The sequence below is a fragment of the Microvirga flocculans ATCC BAA-817 genome (assembly GCF_000518665.1).
Lineage (GTDB): Bacteria > Pseudomonadota > Alphaproteobacteria > Rhizobiales > Beijerinckiaceae > Microvirga > Microvirga flocculans.
In genome coordinates this window covers 170957-189889 of record NZ_JAEA01000011.1, presented here as the reverse complement: position 1 = coordinate 189889, position 18933 = coordinate 170957, and the positions used below count along the sequence as shown (strand labels likewise).

The window sequence follows — 18933 nt, the reverse complement described above, 5'->3', positions numbered from 1 at the left end:
ATGGCAAGGCGCAGGCCTTCGTCGGGGACACCGCCTCCTACCAGGGGGCGTCGTTTGGCCTGACGGTCAATCTGAGCAACGCGGCGCAGAACACGGGGGACGCGGCCGGGGACAGCTATGTCAGCATCGAGAACCTGGTCGGGTCCGAGTTTGCCGACGTGCTGACCGGCGACGCCAACGCGAACTGGATCGCCACCGTCGACGGCGACGATCTGGTGTACGGCCTGGCCGGCAACGACCTGATCTGGGGCCAGGGCGGCAACGACACCCTGGTCGGCGGGGCCGGGGCCGACACGCTCCTGGGTGGCTATGGCGTGGATTGGATCTCCTATGCCGATGCTGTCGGCGGTGTGAATGTTAGCCTGGCCGACGAGCGCGGCTACTATGGGAGCCTGACCGGCGGCGGTGCGGATGCCGCAGGCGATGTCTACGAGAGCATCGAGAACGTCGAGGGATCGAACGGCTCCGATGTACTCGCCGGAAACTGGGCCAATAATCACTTGCGCGGCTTAGGCTCCGACGACATCCTGCAGGGCGGCGGCGGCGCCGATACGCTCGAGGGCGGCGCAGGCTTCAACTGGGCCTCCTACGCCAATGCCACATCCGGCGTGACCGCAAGCCTCGCCGATCGATACGCCAACACGGGTGAGGCGGCAGGCGACGTGTACATCGACATCCGCGGCCTGCAGGGCTCGGCCTACGGCGACGTGCTGGTGGCCGACACCACGGCGAACGGCAACGCGCTGTCGGGGCTTGGCGGCAACGACAGGCTTTATGGTGGCCTGGGAGCGGATGTGCTCGATGGCGGTGATGGGGGAGATAGTCTCTACGGCAACGGGGGTGACGATCGGCTGTCCGGCGGCCTTGGCGGCGATTGGCTGGGCGGTGACGCCGGCAATGACACGCTCCTGGGCGACGGCGGTGACGACGGCCTCTGGGGAGGTCTTGGCCAAGACACGCTCTATGGCGGCGATGGTAATGACGGGGTCAACGGCGAAGATGGCGACGACAAGCTTTGGGGCGGCGCCGGCAACGATTCCCTGAACGGCGGTGCTGGCAATGACTGGTTGGCCGGCGAGGACGGCAACGATTCCCTGAATGGCCAAGCAGGCGATGACGGCATCGTTGCCGGTAACGGCAACGATGGTGTTTATGGCCTCGACGGCAACGATATCCTCTATGGCGAAGCCGGCAACGACATGGTTTACGGCGGCAACGGCGAGGACTGGCTCAGCGGCGGTGCCGGGTCCGATACTCTCGATGGCGGAGCGGGTTGGGATATGGTCTCGTACCTGAACGATCCCAATGCCAGCAGCGGTGTTTACATCAACATGGCTGCCAACCAGCAGAATGGCTGGGCGGCAGCTGGGGATGTGCTGCAGAATGTCGAGGCCGTACAGGGGACAAATGCCAGGGACATCATGAGGGGCATGGTTCGCAGCGATGGCAGTGGCATCCAACTCAGCGGCGAGGGCGGGAGCGATACCCTTTATGGTGACGCCGCGAACGATGTTCTGCTCGGCGGCGACGGGAACGATACTTTGTATGGGCTGGGTGGGCAGGATGTGCTGACCGGCGGGGCTGGGGCTGACTGGTTCTTCTTCAACTCTGCTCTTGGCCCTTCGAATGTCGACCGGGTGACCGATTTTGTCTTGAACCAGGATCTGATCGTTCTCTCCCGCAGTGTCTTTACGACCTTTGGTTCCGCGGGCTCGACCTCATCCTTGACGGCGCTGTCCTCGGCCGCCTTCACAATCGGCACGCAGGCGGCCACCGCCGAGCACCGGATCATTTATGACAGCGCGACAGGCAATCTGTTCTACGATGCGGACGGCAACGGGGCCGGTAACCAGGTCCAGTTCGCTATCCTCAGCAAGGGGCTCAACCTGACGGCTGCGGCCTTCGCGCTGATCTAGAACTCCCCGCTTTCTTGGTTGGAGAATAGTCAAACAGAAAAGCCGGCGAGAAATCGCCGGCTTTTCTTATGGAGCTGGGTCTGTGGACAAGCCTTGGCCTCACGTATCGTTGTGCGCCATGTGTCATTTGACGCGTTATTACATTTGATATCCGTTATAGGAATGAGGTCACTCGCCCGGCCCTACCGTTCAGCAGGGGCGGGCGAGTGGCTGAAGAGCCAGATGTGAAGAGCTGCCCGTGTTCGGAAAGGCCGCCGCACTACAACCATAGGCCCATTGGAACTGGGCTGTTGAGGAGAGTTTAGATCTTTTCCCTCGAATCCGAGATGGACCGCTATTATAGCACCTATGGGCGCAGCGTTGGCTATGGTGGCGCGCAGGCTGGCACAGGCGTTGGCGGTGTTGCATCCGGCAATGGCACGACAACAACCACTGTTGAGCCTGATGGGATAAGGATTACGACGACTACAACCGATGGGAAAATAATATCAGTTCACGAGAATCGTGACGGGAGTAAAGATATATTTGTTTCGACGGCCGAATACTATCAGATAGTCAGCTACGGTGCTGATGGGGCGTATCGTGAGGGGATATATTTTAACGGCTGGAGTACTGAATTCAGGAGAGATCCTGATGGAACTGTACATGAGAATACTATGATCGGCGACGCTCTATGGAGAATTGTTTATAATGCGGCCGGGCAAGTAAGTTTTTATGAACATACTGACTTTTCGAACGGTGTCTACACGAACTGGATGCGTACGTTGGAGAACGGCACCGTTGAAAGTGGCTCCTATGGTACAGACCGCATCACATTCTACGAGTACGAGGGTAAAAACCCTGATGCGGAGATTGGTGAGTGGGCGAACTATAGTTACCGAACTGCACAATTCCCGTCGGGGACCTTTATAAGGATTGAGAGGGCTTCTTACCGTGAGATGGTTGACTCCGAGTCGGCATTGCGGATCGTGAGTGCGACTACGCGTGAAAACGTCGACGGCACCACTGATGTCGAGAATAAGGAAGAGACCATTATCTTCCACGAGGGTGCGACGAACCCGATTCCCACCCCGGTCGACCTGATGCTCGAGGGGATTGAGCTTCTGCGCGACATGGTCGACGAGATCTCGGGACCCGAGGCGGGCGGGGACTCGACGCAGAAGCACGGCGTCATGGAAGTGCACTCCGGCACCAAGTCCTATTCCGTCCAGGCTTATATCGGCACTGATGGAGCGGATCAGATCTCCGGCAGCGGCCTGCTCTCCGGCCAGGCCGGAGACGATTATCTGGTCGGAGGCAGCCAGATCGACATTCTCGACGGTGGTGTGGGCTCCGACCTTCTCTCCGGCGGCCTTGGCGGCGACCAGCTCAATGGCGGTCTCGGGTTCGACAGGGCAAGCTATGCCTTAGCGGCTGCCGGTGTGGTGGCGAACCTCACGGATGCCTCGCAGAACACGGGCGAGGCGGCAGGCGATGTCTATGACGGCATCGAGGGTCTGATCGGTTCGGCCTATGCCGACACGCTCACCGGCAACGAGGCCCACAACGAGCTTTTGGGCAATGCCGGCAACGACACCCTGGCGGGCCTGGACGGCAGCGATACGCTTGTTGGCGGAGCCGGCCAGGATCTGCTGCAGGGCGGCGACGGTGCGGACCATCTCGACGGTGGCGACGGCTCTGACACGCTGGTTGGCGGTGCGGGCGATGACGTGCTGCGGGGCGGCGACGGGGTTGACTGGGTGTCGTATGCTGCGGCGGTTGGCGGGGTGAATGTGAACCTTTCGGACGGGCGCGGCTCTGCCGGCAGCCTGTCGGGCGGCGGCACCGAGGCGGCGGGCGATGTCTACGACAGCATCGAGAATGTCGAGGGCTCGAACGGCTCCGACGTGCTCGCCAGCAATGCGGGCGCCAACTGGCTCAAGGGCCTCGGCGCCGACGACATCCTGCAGGGCGGGGCCGGCGGTGACACGCTCGAGGGCGGGGCGGGCTTCAACTGGGCCTCCTATGCTAATGCCACGGCCGGGGTGACCGCGAGCCTGGCCAACCGCTTCGCCAATACCGGCGAGGCTTCGGGCGACGTGTACATCGACATCCGCGGGCTGCAGGGGTCCAACTATGGCGACGTGCTGGTGGCCGACGCCACCGCCAACGGCAACGCGCTGTCGGGCCTGGGCGGCAACGACACCCTGGTCGGCGGGCGCGGCAGCGACGCCTTGGAGGGAGGGCAGGGTCTTGATACTTTCGTCTTCAACACATCGTTGAATCCAGTGTCAAACGTCGATCGGATTTCGGATTTCAATGTTGTAGACGATAGAATTGAGCTGAGTGGCTATGTCTTCTCGGGCATCTACTCTTATTGGGGCTTCCTTGCGGATTGGAACTTCACTGTCGGCGCTTCAGCTTCGACACAGTATAATCGGATCATCTATAATAAAAACACAGGCGAGTTGTTCTACGATGCGGACGGCACGGGAGCTATAGCTCAAATTAAGTTTGCTGAGCTGTCCAAAGGTCTTGATTTGACATGCTATAATTTCGTGCTCGCTTAGATATGGTGTCTCTCAGTTGCAGATCGTGCAGCTTAGAGCAACACCTAACACCCTGAGGCGAATTTCGGGCTCTTAACCTGAAGCCAGCACTACGGGACACAGAGAAGAGCCGGCCCACAAGGGCCGGCTTTCTTGCGTGGCGAGGCGGGAGAGAAAGACAGCCGCAGCCTTTTCGAAATGGCCGCTTCATCCTCAGAAGATGCGGGATGTAAAGGAAAGAGCCGGTTCCATACCTTTGGAACCGGCTCGAAGGCCTGTGACGGAAGCTTTGGTCTCGTCTTTGTCAGGTCACGTCTTCGGTCGCGCCGAGGCGCTTGTCGAGGTATTCGTCGACGGCCACCATCAGCTCGTCGACCTTGCCGTCGAAGAAGTGGTTGGCGCCCTCGATAACGGCATGTTCGAGCTTCACCCCCTTCTGGGTCTTCACCTTCTCGATCACGCTGACCACGTCCTTGACCGGGGCCACGCGGTCTTCCGAGCCGTGTACGAACAGGCCCGAGGACGGGCAGGGGGCAAGGAACGAGAAATCGTAGCGGTTCGCCATGGCGGCGATCGAGATGAAGCCCTCGATCTCCGGGCGGCGCATGAGGAGCTGCATGCCGATCCAGGCGCCGAAGGAGACGCCGGCGATCCAGCAGGCGCGGGCGTCCGGGTTCATGGCCTGGGCCCAGTCGAGAGCCGCGGCCGCGTCCGACAGCTCGCCCTGGCCATGGTCGAACGCACCCTGGCTGCGGCCGACGCCGCGGAAGTTGAAACGCAGGACCGAGAATCCGCGCTTCGCGAAGTCATAGTACAGGTTGTAGACGATCTGGTTGTTCATCGTCCCGCCGAACTGCGGGTGCGGGTGCAGGATGATGGCAATCGGAGCGCCCTTTTCCTTGGCAGGCTGGTAGCGTCCCTCGATGCGACCGGCAGGACCCGTGAAGATGACTTCAGGCATATACGCGAACCTCTTGATCGCCCCTCCATAAGGAGGGGAAAAGCCCTGGCGACCTTGACTCCAGGTCGCGGATTCTCATAAAAGAACCCTTAGAACTGTTCTAAAATGTTCTTTTGTTTCATCAGCCTGATGGCTTTGCCACCGGCGGAAACATCGGACAGATGTGGTCGCGGTGCTTTAGCACGGCAACCAGGGTCGATTGCAAGGATTTCGTGAGGCGTGACGGCGGCTATGGCGACGAGCCAGCGCATATATCTCGACCATAACGCCACCTCGCCCGTGCGGCCCGAGGTGAGCGAGGCCGTGCTGCGCGCGCTTCAGCTTCCCGGCAATGCCTCGTCCGTGCATGCGGAGGGCCGTTTGGCGCGGGCCGAGATCGAAGGCGCCCGCGAGAAGGTGGCCCGCCTCGTCGGCGCCCGAACCAAGAACGTCGTCTTCACGAGCGGTGGCACCGAGGCGGCCAATCTGGTTCTGACGCCGGGTTTTCGCCGCCTGGGGCAGGCGGGGGCGGCCAGGCTCTTCGTGGGAGCGGCCGAGCACCCTTGCGTGCTCAACGGACACCGGTTCCCCGAGGGCGCGGTCGAGATCATTCCCGTGGATTCCCGGGGGATTCTTGATCTGGCCTGGCTCGAAGCCCACCTGAAGGAGGCTGGCGAGGCCAGGGTTCTCGTTTCCGTCCAGCTCGCCAACAACGAGACCGGCGTGCGGCAGCCCGTGGCCGAGGCGGCCCGGCTCGTTCATGAGAAGGGCGGGCTGATCCATACGGACGCCGTGCAGGCGGCGGGCAGGATCCCGGTGGACATCGCCGCGCTCGGTGTCGATGCGCTCACGATCTCGGGCCACAAGTTCGGCGGCCCGAAGGGGAGCGGCGCCGTCGTCCTCGCTTCCGACCAGTTCGAGATCGCGGACCGGCTGATCCGGGGCGGGGGGCAGGAGAAGGGGTACCGGGCCGGCACTGAGAACGTGGCGGCCATCGCGGGCTTCGGGGCAGCGGCCGAGAGCGCCCTGGCGGGCCTGGAGCAGGAAGCCGTGCGCCTTCGCGCCCTGCGCGACGAGGCCGAGGCGGCTATCCGCCGGATCGCGCCCGACGTTCTTGTTGTGGCTTCCGATGCTGAGCGGTTGCCTAATACCTTCGCCTTTGCCATACCCGGCCTCAAGGCCGAAACGGCATTGATCGCCTTCGATCTGGCAGGGGTGGCCCTGTCCTCCGGTTCGGCCTGTTCGTCCGGAAAGGTCAAGCGGTCGCATGTGCTCGACGCCATGGGCGTGGAGCCGACCCTCGCCGAGGGTGTTTTGCGTGTGAGTTTGGGGTGGACGACCACGGAGGAGGACGTGATCCGCTTTGCGGAGGCGTGCGAAAAGGTGGTCGGCACCTTATATAAGCGGAGGGCGAGCGCGGCCTAGATCGGGTCCTCTCGCATTCCATGTCATCAACCCGCGGTCCTTGAAGCCGTGAGCGGTGGGAGAGACAGATGCCTGCAGTGCAGGAAACGATCGACCAGGTCCGGTCGATCGATGTTGACCAATACAAGTACGGCTTCGAGACCGAAGTCGAAATGGAGAAGGCGCCGAAAGGCCTCTCCGAGGATGTGATCCGCTTCATCTCGGCCAAGAAGGGCGAGCCCGAGTGGATGCTCCAGTGGCGCCTCGACGCCTACAAGCGCTGGCTCACTATGAAGGAGCCGAGCTGGGCGCGGGTGTCCTACGACAAGATCGACTACAACGACATCTATTACTACGCCGCGCCGAAGAAGAACCCGGCGCCGAAGTCCCTCGACGAAGTGGACCCCGAGATTCTCAAGACCTACGAGAAGCTCGGCATTCCGCTCCGCGAGCAGGAGATCCTGGCCGGTATCGAGCCGGAGCGCCGGGTGGCCGTGGATGCGGTGTTCGATAGCGTGTCGGTCGCCACGACCTTCAAGGAAGAACTGGCGAAGGCCGGCGTGATCTTCATGCCGATCTCGGAAGCCATCCGCGAATATCCGGACCTCGTGAAGCAGTATCTCGGCTCGGTCGTTCCGGTGACGGACAATTTCTTCGCCACATTGAACTCAGCTGTCTTCACCGACGGCTCGTTCGTGTACATCCCGCCGGGCGTGCGCTGCCCGATGGAGCTGTCCACCTACTTCCGCATCAACGAGAAGAACACCGGCCAGTTCGAGCGCACCCTCATCATCGCCGACAAGGGTTCCTACGTTTCGTATCTCGAAGGCTGCACGGCCCCGAAGCGCGACGAGAACCAGCTTCACGCGGCGGTGGTCGAGCTGATCGCCCTCGACGACGCGGAGATCAAGTACTCGACGGTCCAGAACTGGTATCCGGGCGACGCCGAAGGCCGGGGCGGCATCTACAACTTCGTGACGAAGCGCGGCGATTGCCGCGGGCGCAACTCGGTCATCACCTGGACCCAGGTCGAGACCGGCTCCGCCATCACGTGGAAGTACCCGTCCTGTATCCTGCGCGGCGACAACTCGCGCGGCGAGTTCTACTCCATCGCCGTGTCGAACGGCATGCAGCAGGTCGATTCCGGCACCAAGATGATCCATCTGGGCAAGAACACCACGAGCCGGATCATCTCCAAGGGCATCGCGGCGGGCAAGTCGGAGAACACCTATCGCGGTCTGGTTTCGGCCCACCGCAAGGCGACCGGCGCGCGCAACTTCACGAACTGCGACTCGCTCCTCATCGGCAACCAGTGCGGCGCGCACACGGTGCCTTACATCGAGTCGAAGAACGCGACCGCCGTGTTCGAGCACGAGGCCACGACATCGAAGATTTCCGAGGATCAGATGTTCTACTGCCAGCAGCGCGGCCTCTCGGAAGAGGAAGCGACGGCGCTCATCGTGAACGGCTTCGTGAAGGACGTTCTGCAGCAGCTGCCCATGGAGTTCGCGGTGGAAGCGCAGAAGCTCATCTCGATCTCGCTCGAAGGCTCGGTCGGTTAATCGCAACACAGCCCCTCATCCTGAGAAGCCGCCAAGGGCGGCATCTCGAAGGACGAGGGGCGTCTCGCTGAAGTCATCCTTCGAGACGCGCACTGGGAGCGCGCTCCTCAGGATGAGGGTTTTAGGAAAATCACGATGCTCGAAATCAAGAACCTTGTTGTCCAGATCGAGGACAAGCGCATTCTCAACGGCCTCAACCTCACCGTGAACAAGGGCGAGGTCGCCGCCATCATGGGCCCGAACGGCTCCGGCAAGTCGACGCTCTCCTACGTGATCGCCGGCAAGGAGGACTACGAGGTCCTCGACGGTGAGATCCTGCTCGACGGTCAGAACCTTCTGGAGATGGAGCCGGACCAGCGCGCGGCCGCGGGCGTGTTCCTGGCCTTCCAGTATCCGCTGGAGATCCCCGGCGTCGCGTCCATGACCTTCCTGAAGGCTGCCATGAACGCGCAGCGCAAGGCGCGCGGCGAAGACGAGCTGACCACGCCCGACTTCATCAAGCGTGTGAACGCCGCCGCCGCCCAGCTCGAGATAAACAAGGACATGCTCAAGCGCGCCCTCAATGTCGGCTTCTCCGGCGGTGAGAAGAAGCGCATGGAGATCCTGCAGATGGCGCTGCTCCAGCCGTCCTTCTGCATCCTGGACGAGACAGATTCCGGCCTCGACATCGACGCCCTGCGCATCGTGTCCGAGGGCGTGAACGCCCTGCGCTCGCCAGACCGCTCCTTCCTGGTCATCACGCACTACCAGCGCCTGCTGAACCATATCGTGCCCGACACCGTGCACGTGATGCATGCGGGCCGCATCGTGAAGACGGGCGGCAAGGAACTGGCCCTCGAACTCGAGGCCAACGGCTATGCCGATTACCGGGAAAGCGAGGCCGCTTAAGATGGCTGACGTCACCCTCATGAAGACGCCGGCGGAAACCGCGCTGGTGCAGGCTTTCGAGAGCGCGAGGACGGCCCTTCCGGGGCAGGCGGAGTCGCGCGCCCAGGCCTTCGAGAAATTCGCCGAGCGGGGCCTCCCGCATCGCCGGGTCGAGGAGTTCAAGTACACCGATCTGCGCGCTGCCTTCCGCGAGGTGGCGCCTTTCGCGGGCATTCCTTCGGCGGACGAGGCGAAGGCCGCTCTCGCCGGCGCGAAAGCGCTTTCCGGCGTCGCGGCGCTGCAGGTGCCGTTCGTGAACGGCCACTTCGTCCGCGAGGCTGTGGACTTTCACAATCTGCCGGAGAACATCGAAATCGTTCCCCTGCGCGAGGCCCTGGCGAACGGCCATGACTGGCTGGCCCATCTGAGCCCGATCCCGTGGGCGAGCGAGAACCCGGTCTACCAGCTCAACACCTCGTTCATGGCCGATGGCGTCATGATCCGGGTGGCTGGGCCTGTCGCGGCGCCCGTTCACCTTCGCTTCGTCACCGCCGCCGCCTCGGCGGTCGCCACGGCGACCCGCATTCTCGTCGTGGTGGAGGAGGGCGCGTCCGTGACCCTGCTCGAAACGCATGAGAGCACCGATGGCGCCAACCATCAGCCGAACGATGTGGTCGAGCTGATCGCGGGCGACCGCACCAACGTGCAGCATGTGCGCGTCAATGCGGAGGGCGACAAGGCGCTGGCGCTTTCCACGCTCGCGGCCAAGGTCGGCGGCGAGGCCGTGTTCAACAGCATCAACGTGGTGGCGGGTGCGGCGACCTCGCGGCATCAGGTCTTTGCCCTGCTCACGGGCGAGAACACGAATCTGCGCGTCAACGGCGCGACGATGCTCAAGGGCACGCAGCACGGCGACTCGACCCTGGTGGTGGAGCACGGCGCTCCCCATTGCGAGAGCCGCGAACTCTTCAAGACGGTCGTCGACGGCGAAGCGACCGGCGTTTTCCAGGGCAAGATCATCGTTCCGCACCATGCCCAAAAGACCGACGGGCGCATGATGTCGGCGGCTCTCCTCCTGGAGGAGGGCTGTGCGATGAACAACAAGCCCGAGCTCGAGATCTTCGCCGATGACGTGCAATGCGCCCATGGCGCGACCTGCGGCCAGCTCGACGAGGACCTGCTCTTCTACCTCATGGCCCGCGGCCTGCCGAAGAAGGAGGCCGAAAGCCTTCTGGTCCAGGCCTTCCTGGGCGAGGCTCTGGAGTTCGTGGAGAACGAAGCCGTCCGCGAGGCGCTGGTTGGCACCGTCGAGGGGTGGCTGAAGGCGCGCGCTTGATACTCAATCCATGATGGCTGGGGTATCCCAGCCATCCACGTTCTTCAGACGTTGTCGCGGAGCAAAGACGCGGATCCTGGAATGAAACAGGGATGACGGTGGAGGAAGGCTGAAGGCCATGAACATGCAAACGAAGCCATACGATGTCGAGCAGGTCCGGACGCAGTTCCCGATCCTGTCTCAACAGGTCTATGGCAAGCCGCTCGTCTATCTCGACAACGCCGCTTCGGCCCAGAAGCCGAAGGCGGTCATCGATGCCATGGTGAACACCATGCAGACGGGCTACGCGAACGTTCATCGCGGCCTGCACTACATGGCGAATGTGGCGACCGAAGGATTCGAACATGCGCGGGAAACCGTGCGGGAATTCCTCAATGCCGGGTCGGTCGACGAGATCGTCTTCACCAAGTCGGCCACGGAAGCCTACAACCTCGTGGCGGATTCTTTCGGCCGCATGAATATCGGGGAGGGGGACGAGATCATCCTCTCCATCATGGAGCATCATTCCAACATCGTGCCCTGGCATTTCCTGCGCGAGCGGAAAGGGGCGGTGATCAAATGGGCTCCCGTGGACGACGAGGGCAATTTCCTGGTCGAGGAGTTCGAGAAGCTCTTTTCGCCGCGCACCAAGATCGTCGCCATCACCCACATGTCGAACGTGCTCGGCACCGTGACGCCGATGAAGGAGATCGTCCGCATCGCCCATGCCCACGGCGTGCCGGTGCTGGTGGATGGCGCCCAGGGAGCGGTTCACCTCGATGTGGACGTGCGGGATCTCGACGCCGATTTCTATGTGTTCACCGGCCACAAGGTCTATGGACCGACCGGAATCGGCGTTCTCTACGGCAAGCGTGAATGGCTCGAGAAGATGCCGCCTTACCAGGGCGGCGGCGAGATGATCCGCGAGGTGCGCCAGGACCTGGTCACCTACAACGATCCGCCGCACCGGTTCGAGGCGGGCACCCCCGCCATCATCGAGGCGATCGGCCTCGATGCGGCCCTGCGGTTCATCATGCAGCTCGGGCGCGAGAATATCCGGGCACACGAGGAGGCGCTCTCGGCCTATGCCCATGAGCGCCTGGGCGCCATGAACTCGATCCGCATCATCGGCCGTGCCAGGGGCAAGGGGGCGATCCTCGCCTTCGAGATGAAGAACGCGCATGCTCACGACGTGGCGACCGTCATCGACCGCCAGGGCGTGGCGGTGCGGGCCGGGACCCATTGCGCCATGCCGCTGCTCGAACGTTTCGGCGCGACTTCGACCTGCCGCGCCTCGTTCGGCCTCTACAACACCATGGAAGAAGTCGATAAGCTGGTGGACGCCCTGCAGAAGGCGGAAGCCCTGTTCGCTTGAGGATTGACCTGTGACCGACCTGTCTCCCACCCATACGCCGCAGGTTTCGCCCGGCTCCGGGATCCCGCCGGAGGAACTCGACCGCATGACGGACGACATCATCGCGGCGCTGAAAACCGTCTACGATCCGGAAATCCCTGCCGATATCTATGAACTCGGCCTGATCTACCGCGTCGACATCGACGACGACCGGAACGTGGCCATCGACATGACCCTGACCGCCCCCGGCTGTCCGGTCGCCGGCGAGATGCCGGGCTGGGTGGAAAACGCCGTCGCCACGGTTCAGGGCGTCCAGAGCGTCAAGGTCAACATGGTCTTCGACCCGCCATGGGACCAGAGCCGCATGTCCGACGAGGCGCGCGTCGCGCTCGACATGTGGTGAGCCCCTGCTCTCAGATTCTCTTCGACGTCATGGCCGGGCTAGCCCGGCCATAATTTTTTCGGAATGCTTCGTGCTGTCATTCCGGGCTCCGCCGTGCGGAGCGGAACAGCGGCGCGGGGGCTTCAGGCTCGATTGATGGAAACGCCTCCATCGACGAGAAGGGCCGTGCCCGTGGTGAAGCTCGATGCGTCCGAGGCGAGGTAAAGCGCCGAGCGGGCGATCTCCTCGGGGCGAGCCAATCGTTTCAAGGCGTGCATGCCTTCGACAAAGGCGAGAGCCTCGGGCGTGCTGACCCAGGCTTCCGCCATGGGCGTGTCCGTGCCGCCCGGCAAAAGGGCGTTGACGCGGATGCCCCGTGACCCGAATTCGCTGGCAAGGGATTGCGTGAGGCCGATCAATCCCGATTTGCTCGCGGAGTAAGCCGCGACCCCCGGCATTCCGGCCGTGTAGCCGACGAAGGTGGAGGTAAAGATGACGGAGCCTCCGCCCCGTTCGAGCATGGCCGGGATCTGATACTTGGCGCCCAGGAAAGCGGCTGTGAGATTGACCGCGAGCGTCTCGTTCCAGCGGTCAAGCGACAGGCCCGGCGTGGGTCCCATTTCCCCATTGGTGCCTGCGTTGTTGAACGCGATATCGAGCCCGCCGAAACGGCCGACGGCTGTCTCGACGAGGGCCTGAGCCAGGGCTTCGTCCCTGATGTCGCCGGCAATCGCGACGGCACGCCCTCCATCCCTTTCGATCTCGGCAACGAGCGCATCGAGCGCATCGGACCGCCGGGCGGTCACGATGACGTTGGCGCCTTCCTTGGCGAACAACCGGGCTGTGGCATGGCCTATCCCGGAGCTTGCTCCCGTCACGATGGCGGTCTTGTTCATAAGTTTCGTCAAAGCTGTATCCCTTTTCTTCACGAGCGGGCTGCTCATGGTTGGGATCTCAGATCGGGCTGCTGCTTCCGACCCGTTTCCTGCGCCCGATTTCTGTGGTGAAGGCGGCGCCCGATTGGGACAGGGAAGGAAAAGCTGTAGGCTTAGGGTGAGCGCTGGATGCTCGCAGAGCGCCTCCGGGGAGATCGCGCATGGACACGTCTCATCCCCCAAAGACCTTGCACGCCCGCTGCTGCATCGTCGGCGGCGGGCCCGCCGGGATGATGCTGGGCTTTCTGCTGGCCCGGCAGGGAGTCGACGTGATCGTCCTCGAGAAGCATGCCGATTTCCTGCGGGATTTCCGGGGCGACACCATTCACCCGTCGACGCTCGAGGTCATGCACGAACTCGGGCTCCTCGATGCATTCCTCGCGCGACCGCATCAGGAGACGCAGACGGTCAGCCTCGTCGTCGGAGGCGAGACGCTCACGCTCGGCGACTTCTCCCATCTGCCCACACGCTGCAAGTTCGTCGCCTTCATGCCGCAATGGGATTTCCTCGACTTCCTGGCCGAGCACGCTCGCGTCTATCCCCATTTCCGGCTGCGGATGCAGGCGGAGGCGACGGATCTCATCGAGGAACAGGGCAGGGTGGCCGGCATACGGGCCTCGACGCCTGACGGGCCGCTTGATGTGCGGGCCGATCTCGTCATTGCCGCCGATGGGCGGCGCTCCGTCATGCGCGAGAAGGCGGGCCTGGAGGTCCTCGATATCGGCGCGCCGATGGACGTGCTCTGGATGCGGATTTCCAGGCATCCCGGCGACCCGAGCCAGCTTCTCGGGCGCGTCGCGGCGGGCCGGATGCTGGTCATGATCGACCGGGGCGAGTATTGGCAATGCGCCTATCTCATCCCCAAGGGGGCGCTGGAGAGGCTCAAGCGGGAGGGCCTGCCCGCCTTTCGCGCGAAGCTCGCAGGGCTGGCTCCTTTTCTCGGGAGCCGGGTGGAGGAACTGCGATCCTGGGATGACATCAAGCTTCTGACTGTCGCCGTGGATCGGCTGAACCAATGGTTCAAGCCCGGGCTCCTGTGCATCGGCGATGCGGCGCATGCCATGTCGCCGGTCGGCGGGGTGGGGATCAATCTTGCCATCCAGGACGCGGTCGCGACCGCCAATATCCTGGGGCCGCAGCTCAGGAACGGGTCCGTTGGTCCCGAAGCTCTCGCCCTCGTGCAGAAAAGGCGCGAGTGGCCGACGCGGATGACGCAGCGGCTCCAGGTCCTGCTTCAGGATCGGATGATCACGCCGGTTCTCGGCAGCAAGGGGCCCGTCTCAGCGCCCTGGATCGTCCGCCTGCTGGCCCGATGGCCGCTCTTCCGCCGGCTTCCCGCTCGCTTGATCGGCATGGGATTCCGGCCGGAGCACGTCCGGTAGCGGCTCCGCGGCAGGGTGCTCGTCCTCGGCGCTTTCAGCCTCCTCGACGGACGACAGCACGGGCGTGCGGGGCGCATCGGGCACGGCCGCGAACATGGCGCGCGCGATTTCCTGCTCGCCCATCACGACGCTGGTCGCGCCGTATTTCAGGGCGTGCTCCTCCTGGGCATCGGAGTGGACGCGCACGACGATCGGGAGGTCCGGATTGATCTTGCGGGCCTGTTCGACGACCTGACCGCTTTCGAAGGCATCCGGAATCGCGACCAGGAGGCAGCGGGCCTCCCCGATGTTGGCGGCGGCTGCCACGTCCGGATCGGCGGCATTGCCGATGATGATCGGAACGTCGTCCTTCTGCAGGTCGGCGATCTGGGTCTTGTTGCTCTCGATGACGAGAAAGGGCGTTCCGGCCGCGGCCATCTTCCTGCTGATATATTTGCCGACCCGGCCATGCCCGACCAGGACCACATGGTCCGTGAGCGACGTCACCGGCAGGGACTCCCGCGTGGCCGCAGCCTCCTTCTCTGCCAGGGCAACCTTCTCTGCCTCGGCGGCTTCTTTCGCTGCAGCCAAAGCCTCTACTGCGGCTTTTACCTGCGCCTTCGCGGCCTCCCGTTTCGCCGACCACCGGCCCAGCAGGCTGAACAGGAACGGGTTCGTCAGGATCGACAGGATCGCGCCCGCCAGGATCAGGTCGCGGCCCTTTTCCGGCAGAATATCGAGTTCCACGCCGAGGCCGGCGAGTATGAACGAAAATTCGCCGATCTGCGCGAGGCTCGCCGCGATGGTGAGCGCCGTGGAGTTCGGATGGCCGAAGAGCCGGACGATGGCGAAAGCGGCGAGGGACTTGCCGACGACGATGATGAAGAATGTCGCCAGGACCGGGCCGAAGTCGTTGACCAGGATCATCGGGTCGAACAGCATGCCGACCGACACGAAGAACAGGACGGCGAACGCATCCCGCAAGGGCAGGGTTTCGGAGGCGGCCTGATGGCTCAGCTCCGACTCGCTCAGGACCATGCCGGCGAAGAAAGCTCCGAGGGCGAAGGACACGCCGAACAGCTCCGCCGCGCCGAAGGCCGCCCCTAGGGCGATGGCAAGCACCGCCAGGCGGAAAAGCTCCCGCGATCCCGTATGGGCCACGTAGTGCAGGATCCAGGGAATGACCCGACGCCCGACGATCAGCATGACGGCGACGAAGGCAATGACCTTGCCGAGGGTGATCCCCAGGGACGTCAGGATGGTTTCGAGATCGGCGGAGGTGCTGGCCGTCGCGTTGGCGAAGGCGGGCAGCAGCACCAGGGTCAGGACCATGGCCAGATCCTCGACGATCAGCCAGCCGACGGCGATATGCCCTCGCTCGGTTTCGATGAGACGGCGCTCCTGCAGCGCCCTGAGCAGCACGACCGTACTGGCGACCGAGAGCGCCAGGCCGAAGACGATGCCACCGCTAAGGCTCCATCCCATCAACCAGGCGAGCCCCATGCCCAGAAGCGTGGCGCTGGCGATCTGCACGACAGCCCCCGGAATGGCGATGGCCTTCACTGAGAGAAGGTCCTTCAGGGAGAAATGCAGCCCGACGCCGAACATCAGCAGGATCACGCCGATCTCGGCCAGCTGGTTGGCGAGACCCTGGTCGGCCACGTAGCCGGGGGTGAAGGGACCCGCGAGCACGCCGGCGAGCAGATAGCCGATGAGAGGGGAGAGACGGAACCGATGCGCGATTGCGCCGAGCGCGAATGCCATCACGAGGCCGACAACAATGGTGGATATCAGCGGCGTGTGATGCGGCATCGGCTCTCCTTCATGGATGATTTTCGGGGTGGGCGTTTTCCTGATATGATTGACCATGGCTGTTCTAGCAACCCCGAACAGCCTCGACGTTCATGCATTCATCGCCTATCTATTCATCATGTGAACTCGTTCTGCCCGGGCCTTGAACCCGGCTGTCAGGAGAGAAGGCTTATGGCTCTACCCGGCTTCAAGGTCATGACCTTGACGGACGCGGCGGCGAACCGCGTCAAAGACATCATCTCCAAGACCGACAGGCCCATCGTCGGCGTGCGCGTCGGCGTGAAGAACGGCGGCTGCGCCGGCATGTCCTACACCATGGAATATGCGGAAACCGTCAACCCGCTCGACGAGGTGGTCGAGGACAAGGGTGTGACCGTGCTCATCGATCCCAAGGCCGTGCTGTTCCTGCTGGGCACGGAGATGGATTTCCAGACGACGAAGATGTCGTCCCAATTCGTGTTCAACAACCCGAACCAGACCTCGGCCTGCGGCTGCGGCGAGTCGGTCGCGATCACCCCCGCCACGCCTGCTGCTCTGCAATCGGCGGGTTGACCGCTTCCATGGATGCCGAGGCCATTCGCGACGTCTTCCGCGGCCTCGGCCCGGTTCTTATCCGCAGGATGTTCGGCGGGCAGGGGATTTATCACGCAGATGTGATGTTCGCCCTGGAGGCTTACGGCGAGCTGTACCTGAAGGCGGACGATGAAAGCGCCGCCTTCTTCCGCGACCTGGGCTCCCGCCCGTTCGTCTACGAGACCCGCGACGGCCGCAGGACCGCGATGAGCTACTGGCTCATGCCGGAATCGGCCCTCGACGATCCGGACGAGGCGTCCGAGCTGGGAAGGATGGCCGTGGCTGCCGCCCATCGGTCCAAGGCCGGCCAGGTGCACAAAGGAAAAGGCGGCAAAGCCGCCTCCATCCGAAAGTCCCGCAAGCCCGTCTCCGAGCCCGCTACTTAGCTTTCTTCACCGACACGGGGCGCATGAGGAAGGCCGGGACGTGATCGCCCAGCCCGATGACGCGCTCGCCATCGTCCTCCTCACGGCGCGAGCGGCCATGAGGGGCTCTCTCGCCGTGCCGCGCTCCGCGTTCCTGGCGTGGCTCCTGGCGGGGCGGACGGCTCGGCTTTTCCTCGCGCGCCGGGGGCGCCTCGCGGGCAGCCTGTTCTCCCGATGCTTCTGATGCCCCACGGCCCCGCTCGGCTGTACGGACCTTGACCTTCCGCCCGCGGGAGCGTTCCTCGCCCCGACCGCCCCGGCGGGAGGGGGCTTCGGAGGGCGGAAGCTCGGACAGGGTCGGCCCCTGCCATTCGATGGGCTGTCCGATGAGCTTTTCGATGGCGGACAGGGACTTCTCGTCTCCCGGGCTCACCAGCGTGAAGGCCTGGCCCGCGCGGCCCGCGCGGCCGGTGCGGCCGATGCGGTGCACGTAATCCTCGGCATGGTGCGGGATGTCGTAGTTGAACACATGGCTGACGGACGGGATGTCCAGTCCGCGCGCGGCCACGTCGCTCGCCACGAGCAGGGGCATCTCGCCGCTGCGGAAGCTGTCGAGAGCCGCCATGCGGGCATGCTGGTCCATGTCGCCATGAAGGGCGACGGCGTCGAACCCGTGCTTCTGCAAGGAGCGGTGCAGGACCGCCACGTCGCGCTTGCGGTTGCAGAAGACCACCGCGTTCTGCAGCTCCGTCGCATTGCGGATCAGCTGGCGCAGGGTCTCGCGCTTCTCGAAATCCTGCCGGCCCGTGGCCACGAGACGCTGGGTGATCGTGGCGGCCGTGGTGGCGGCGCGCGCCACCTCCACCTTGACGGGATTGTGCAGGAACGCATCCGCCAGGCGCTGGATCTCCGGCGGCATGGTCGCGGAGAAGAACAGGGTCTGCCGGGTGAAGGGCACGAGCTTCACGATCCGCTCGATATCGGGAATGAAGCCCATGTCGAGCATCCGGTCGGCCTCGTCGATCACGAGAAGCTCGACACCGGTGAGCAGAAGCTTGCCGCGCTCGAAATGGTCGAGCAGGCGTCCGGGGGTTGCGATCAGCACGTCCACGCCGCGGGTGATCTTGGCGTCCTGGTCCCCGAAGGACACGCCGCCGATCAGCAGGGCGACGGAGAGCTTGTGGTTGATGCCGTACTTGTCGAAGTTTTCCTCGACCTGGGCCGCGAGCTCGCGGGTGGGCTCCAGAATGAGCGTGCGCGGCATCCGCGCCCGGGCGCGCCCCGTTTCCAGCATGGTGAGCATGGGCAGGGTGAAGGCCGCCGTCTTGCCCGTGCCGGTCTGGGCAATGCCCAGCACGTCCCGACGCGCCAGAACATGGGGAATGGCCTGAGCCTGGATCGGGGTCGGCTCCGTGTAGCCTGCGGAAGCCACGGCTTGTTGAACTTTATCGCTAAGTCCGAGTTCGGCGAACGACATGAATGTTAAGTACCGTTGAGGGCTGGGCGCGCTCTAAAGTGCCGGCCGCGCTCTACGGCAACAAACAGGCGCGAGACTGGTTTCACCTGAGGTTCTTGCTCAAGTTAAGGTGTGGCGGGACCATAGGACAAGCTATGCGCTT

At 63.7% G+C, this 18933-nt stretch carries 15 protein-coding genes; 11 read left to right on the top strand and 4 right to left on the bottom strand.

Translation table 11 applies throughout. The features are described from left to right. Nucleotides 1-1916, top strand: a 1916-nt coding sequence (locus L879_RS24495; RefSeq protein WP_084021028.1) for a calcium-binding protein, incomplete at its 5' end; no start/stop codon positions are given. Nucleotides 1917-2572: 656 nt separating this feature from the next. Then, nucleotides 2573-4465 (top strand): calcium-binding protein, encoded by a 1893-nt coding sequence (locus tag L879_RS22885; RefSeq protein ID WP_161634668.1) that lies wholly within the window; start codon nucleotides 2573-2575, stop codon nucleotides 4463-4465. Nucleotides 4466-4748: 283 nt separating this feature from the next. On the opposite strand, the gene L879_RS0114160 is transcribed toward L879_RS22885, so the two are convergent. Beyond that, nucleotides 4749-5405 carry an alpha/beta hydrolase gene (locus tag L879_RS0114160; RefSeq protein ID WP_027316686.1) on the bottom strand — a complete coding sequence of 219 codons (657 nt, stop codon included), beginning with the start codon at nucleotides 5403-5405 and terminating at the stop codon, nucleotides 4749-4751. A gap of 231 nt (nucleotides 5406-5636) precedes the next feature. Between L879_RS0114160 and L879_RS0114155 the strand changes: the two genes are divergently transcribed. The 6 genes from L879_RS0114155 to L879_RS0114130 all read left to right on the top strand — a co-directional run bounded on the left by L879_RS0114155 (nucleotide 5637) and on the right by L879_RS0114130 (nucleotide 12289). Next, the gene (locus L879_RS0114155; RefSeq protein ID WP_027316685.1) at nucleotides 5637-6809 is read left to right on the top strand and encodes a cysteine desulfurase family protein; all 1173 of its coding nucleotides are present in this window, start codon (nucleotides 5637-5639) and stop codon (nucleotides 6807-6809) included. A gap of 68 nt (nucleotides 6810-6877) precedes the next feature. Further along, nucleotides 6878-8350, top strand: a complete 1473-nt coding sequence (gene sufB, locus L879_RS0114150; protein ID WP_027316684.1) for a Fe-S cluster assembly protein SufB — start codon at nucleotides 6878-6880, stop codon at nucleotides 8348-8350. 135 nt (nucleotides 8351-8485) lie between these two features. Next, a complete protein-coding gene (gene sufC / locus L879_RS0114145) occupies nucleotides 8486-9238 on the top strand; it encodes a Fe-S cluster assembly ATPase SufC (RefSeq protein WP_027316683.1) in 753 nt (250 codons plus the stop codon). Nucleotide 9239: 1 nt separating this feature from the next. Continuing rightward, on the top strand, nucleotides 9240-10553 hold the full coding sequence (gene sufD / locus L879_RS0114140; RefSeq protein WP_027316682.1) for a Fe-S cluster assembly protein SufD: 1314 nt from the start codon (nucleotides 9240-9242) through the stop codon (nucleotides 10551-10553). A gap of 118 nt (nucleotides 10554-10671) precedes the next feature. Continuing rightward, nucleotides 10672-11907 carry a cysteine desulfurase gene (locus tag L879_RS0114135; RefSeq protein ID WP_027316681.1) on the top strand — a complete coding sequence of 412 codons (1236 nt, stop codon included), beginning with the start codon at nucleotides 10672-10674 and terminating at the stop codon, nucleotides 11905-11907. Nucleotides 11908-11992: 85 nt separating this feature from the next. Further along, a complete protein-coding gene (locus L879_RS0114130) occupies nucleotides 11993-12289 on the top strand; it encodes an SUF system Fe-S cluster assembly protein (RefSeq protein WP_154664217.1) in 297 nt (98 codons plus the stop codon). A 122-nt stretch (nucleotides 12290-12411) separates the two neighbouring features. On the opposite strand, the gene L879_RS0114125 is transcribed toward L879_RS0114130, so the two are convergent. Continuing rightward, nucleotides 12412-13176: an SDR family oxidoreductase gene (locus L879_RS0114125; protein ID WP_027316679.1), complete on the bottom strand. Its 765-nt coding sequence runs from the start codon at nucleotides 13174-13176 to the stop codon at nucleotides 12412-12414. 188 nt (nucleotides 13177-13364) lie between these two features. Between L879_RS0114125 and L879_RS0114120 the strand changes: the two genes are divergently transcribed. After that, a complete protein-coding gene (locus L879_RS0114120) occupies nucleotides 13365-14585 on the top strand; it encodes an FAD-dependent oxidoreductase (RefSeq protein WP_051435318.1) in 1221 nt (406 codons plus the stop codon). Here L879_RS0114120 and ybaL read toward each other — a convergent pair. After that, nucleotides 14484-16376 carry a YbaL family putative K(+) efflux transporter gene (gene ybaL / locus L879_RS21725; RefSeq protein WP_035459677.1) on the bottom strand — a complete coding sequence of 631 codons (1893 nt, stop codon included), beginning with the start codon at nucleotides 16374-16376 and terminating at the stop codon, nucleotides 14484-14486. The genes L879_RS0114120 and ybaL overlap by 102 nt on opposite strands. Before the next feature lie 171 nt (nucleotides 16377-16547). On the opposite strand from ybaL, the gene L879_RS0114110 reads away from it, so the two are divergent. Further along, nucleotides 16548-16928, top strand: coding sequence for a HesB/IscA family protein (locus tag L879_RS0114110; RefSeq protein ID WP_027316677.1), 381 nt, complete (start codon nucleotides 16548-16550; stop codon nucleotides 16926-16928). Nucleotides 16929-16936: 8 nt separating this feature from the next. After that, nucleotides 16937-17335: a TfoX/Sxy family protein gene (locus L879_RS21720; protein ID WP_084021026.1), complete on the top strand. Its 399-nt coding sequence runs from the start codon at nucleotides 16937-16939 to the stop codon at nucleotides 17333-17335. On the opposite strand, the gene L879_RS0114100 is transcribed toward L879_RS21720, so the two are convergent. Beyond that, on the bottom strand, nucleotides 17328-18791 hold the full coding sequence (locus L879_RS0114100) for a DEAD/DEAH box helicase (protein ID WP_027316676.1): 1464 nt from the start codon (nucleotides 18789-18791) through the stop codon (nucleotides 17328-17330). The genes L879_RS21720 and L879_RS0114100 overlap by 8 nt on opposite strands. Between the last annotated feature and the right edge of the window lie 142 nt (nucleotides 18792-18933).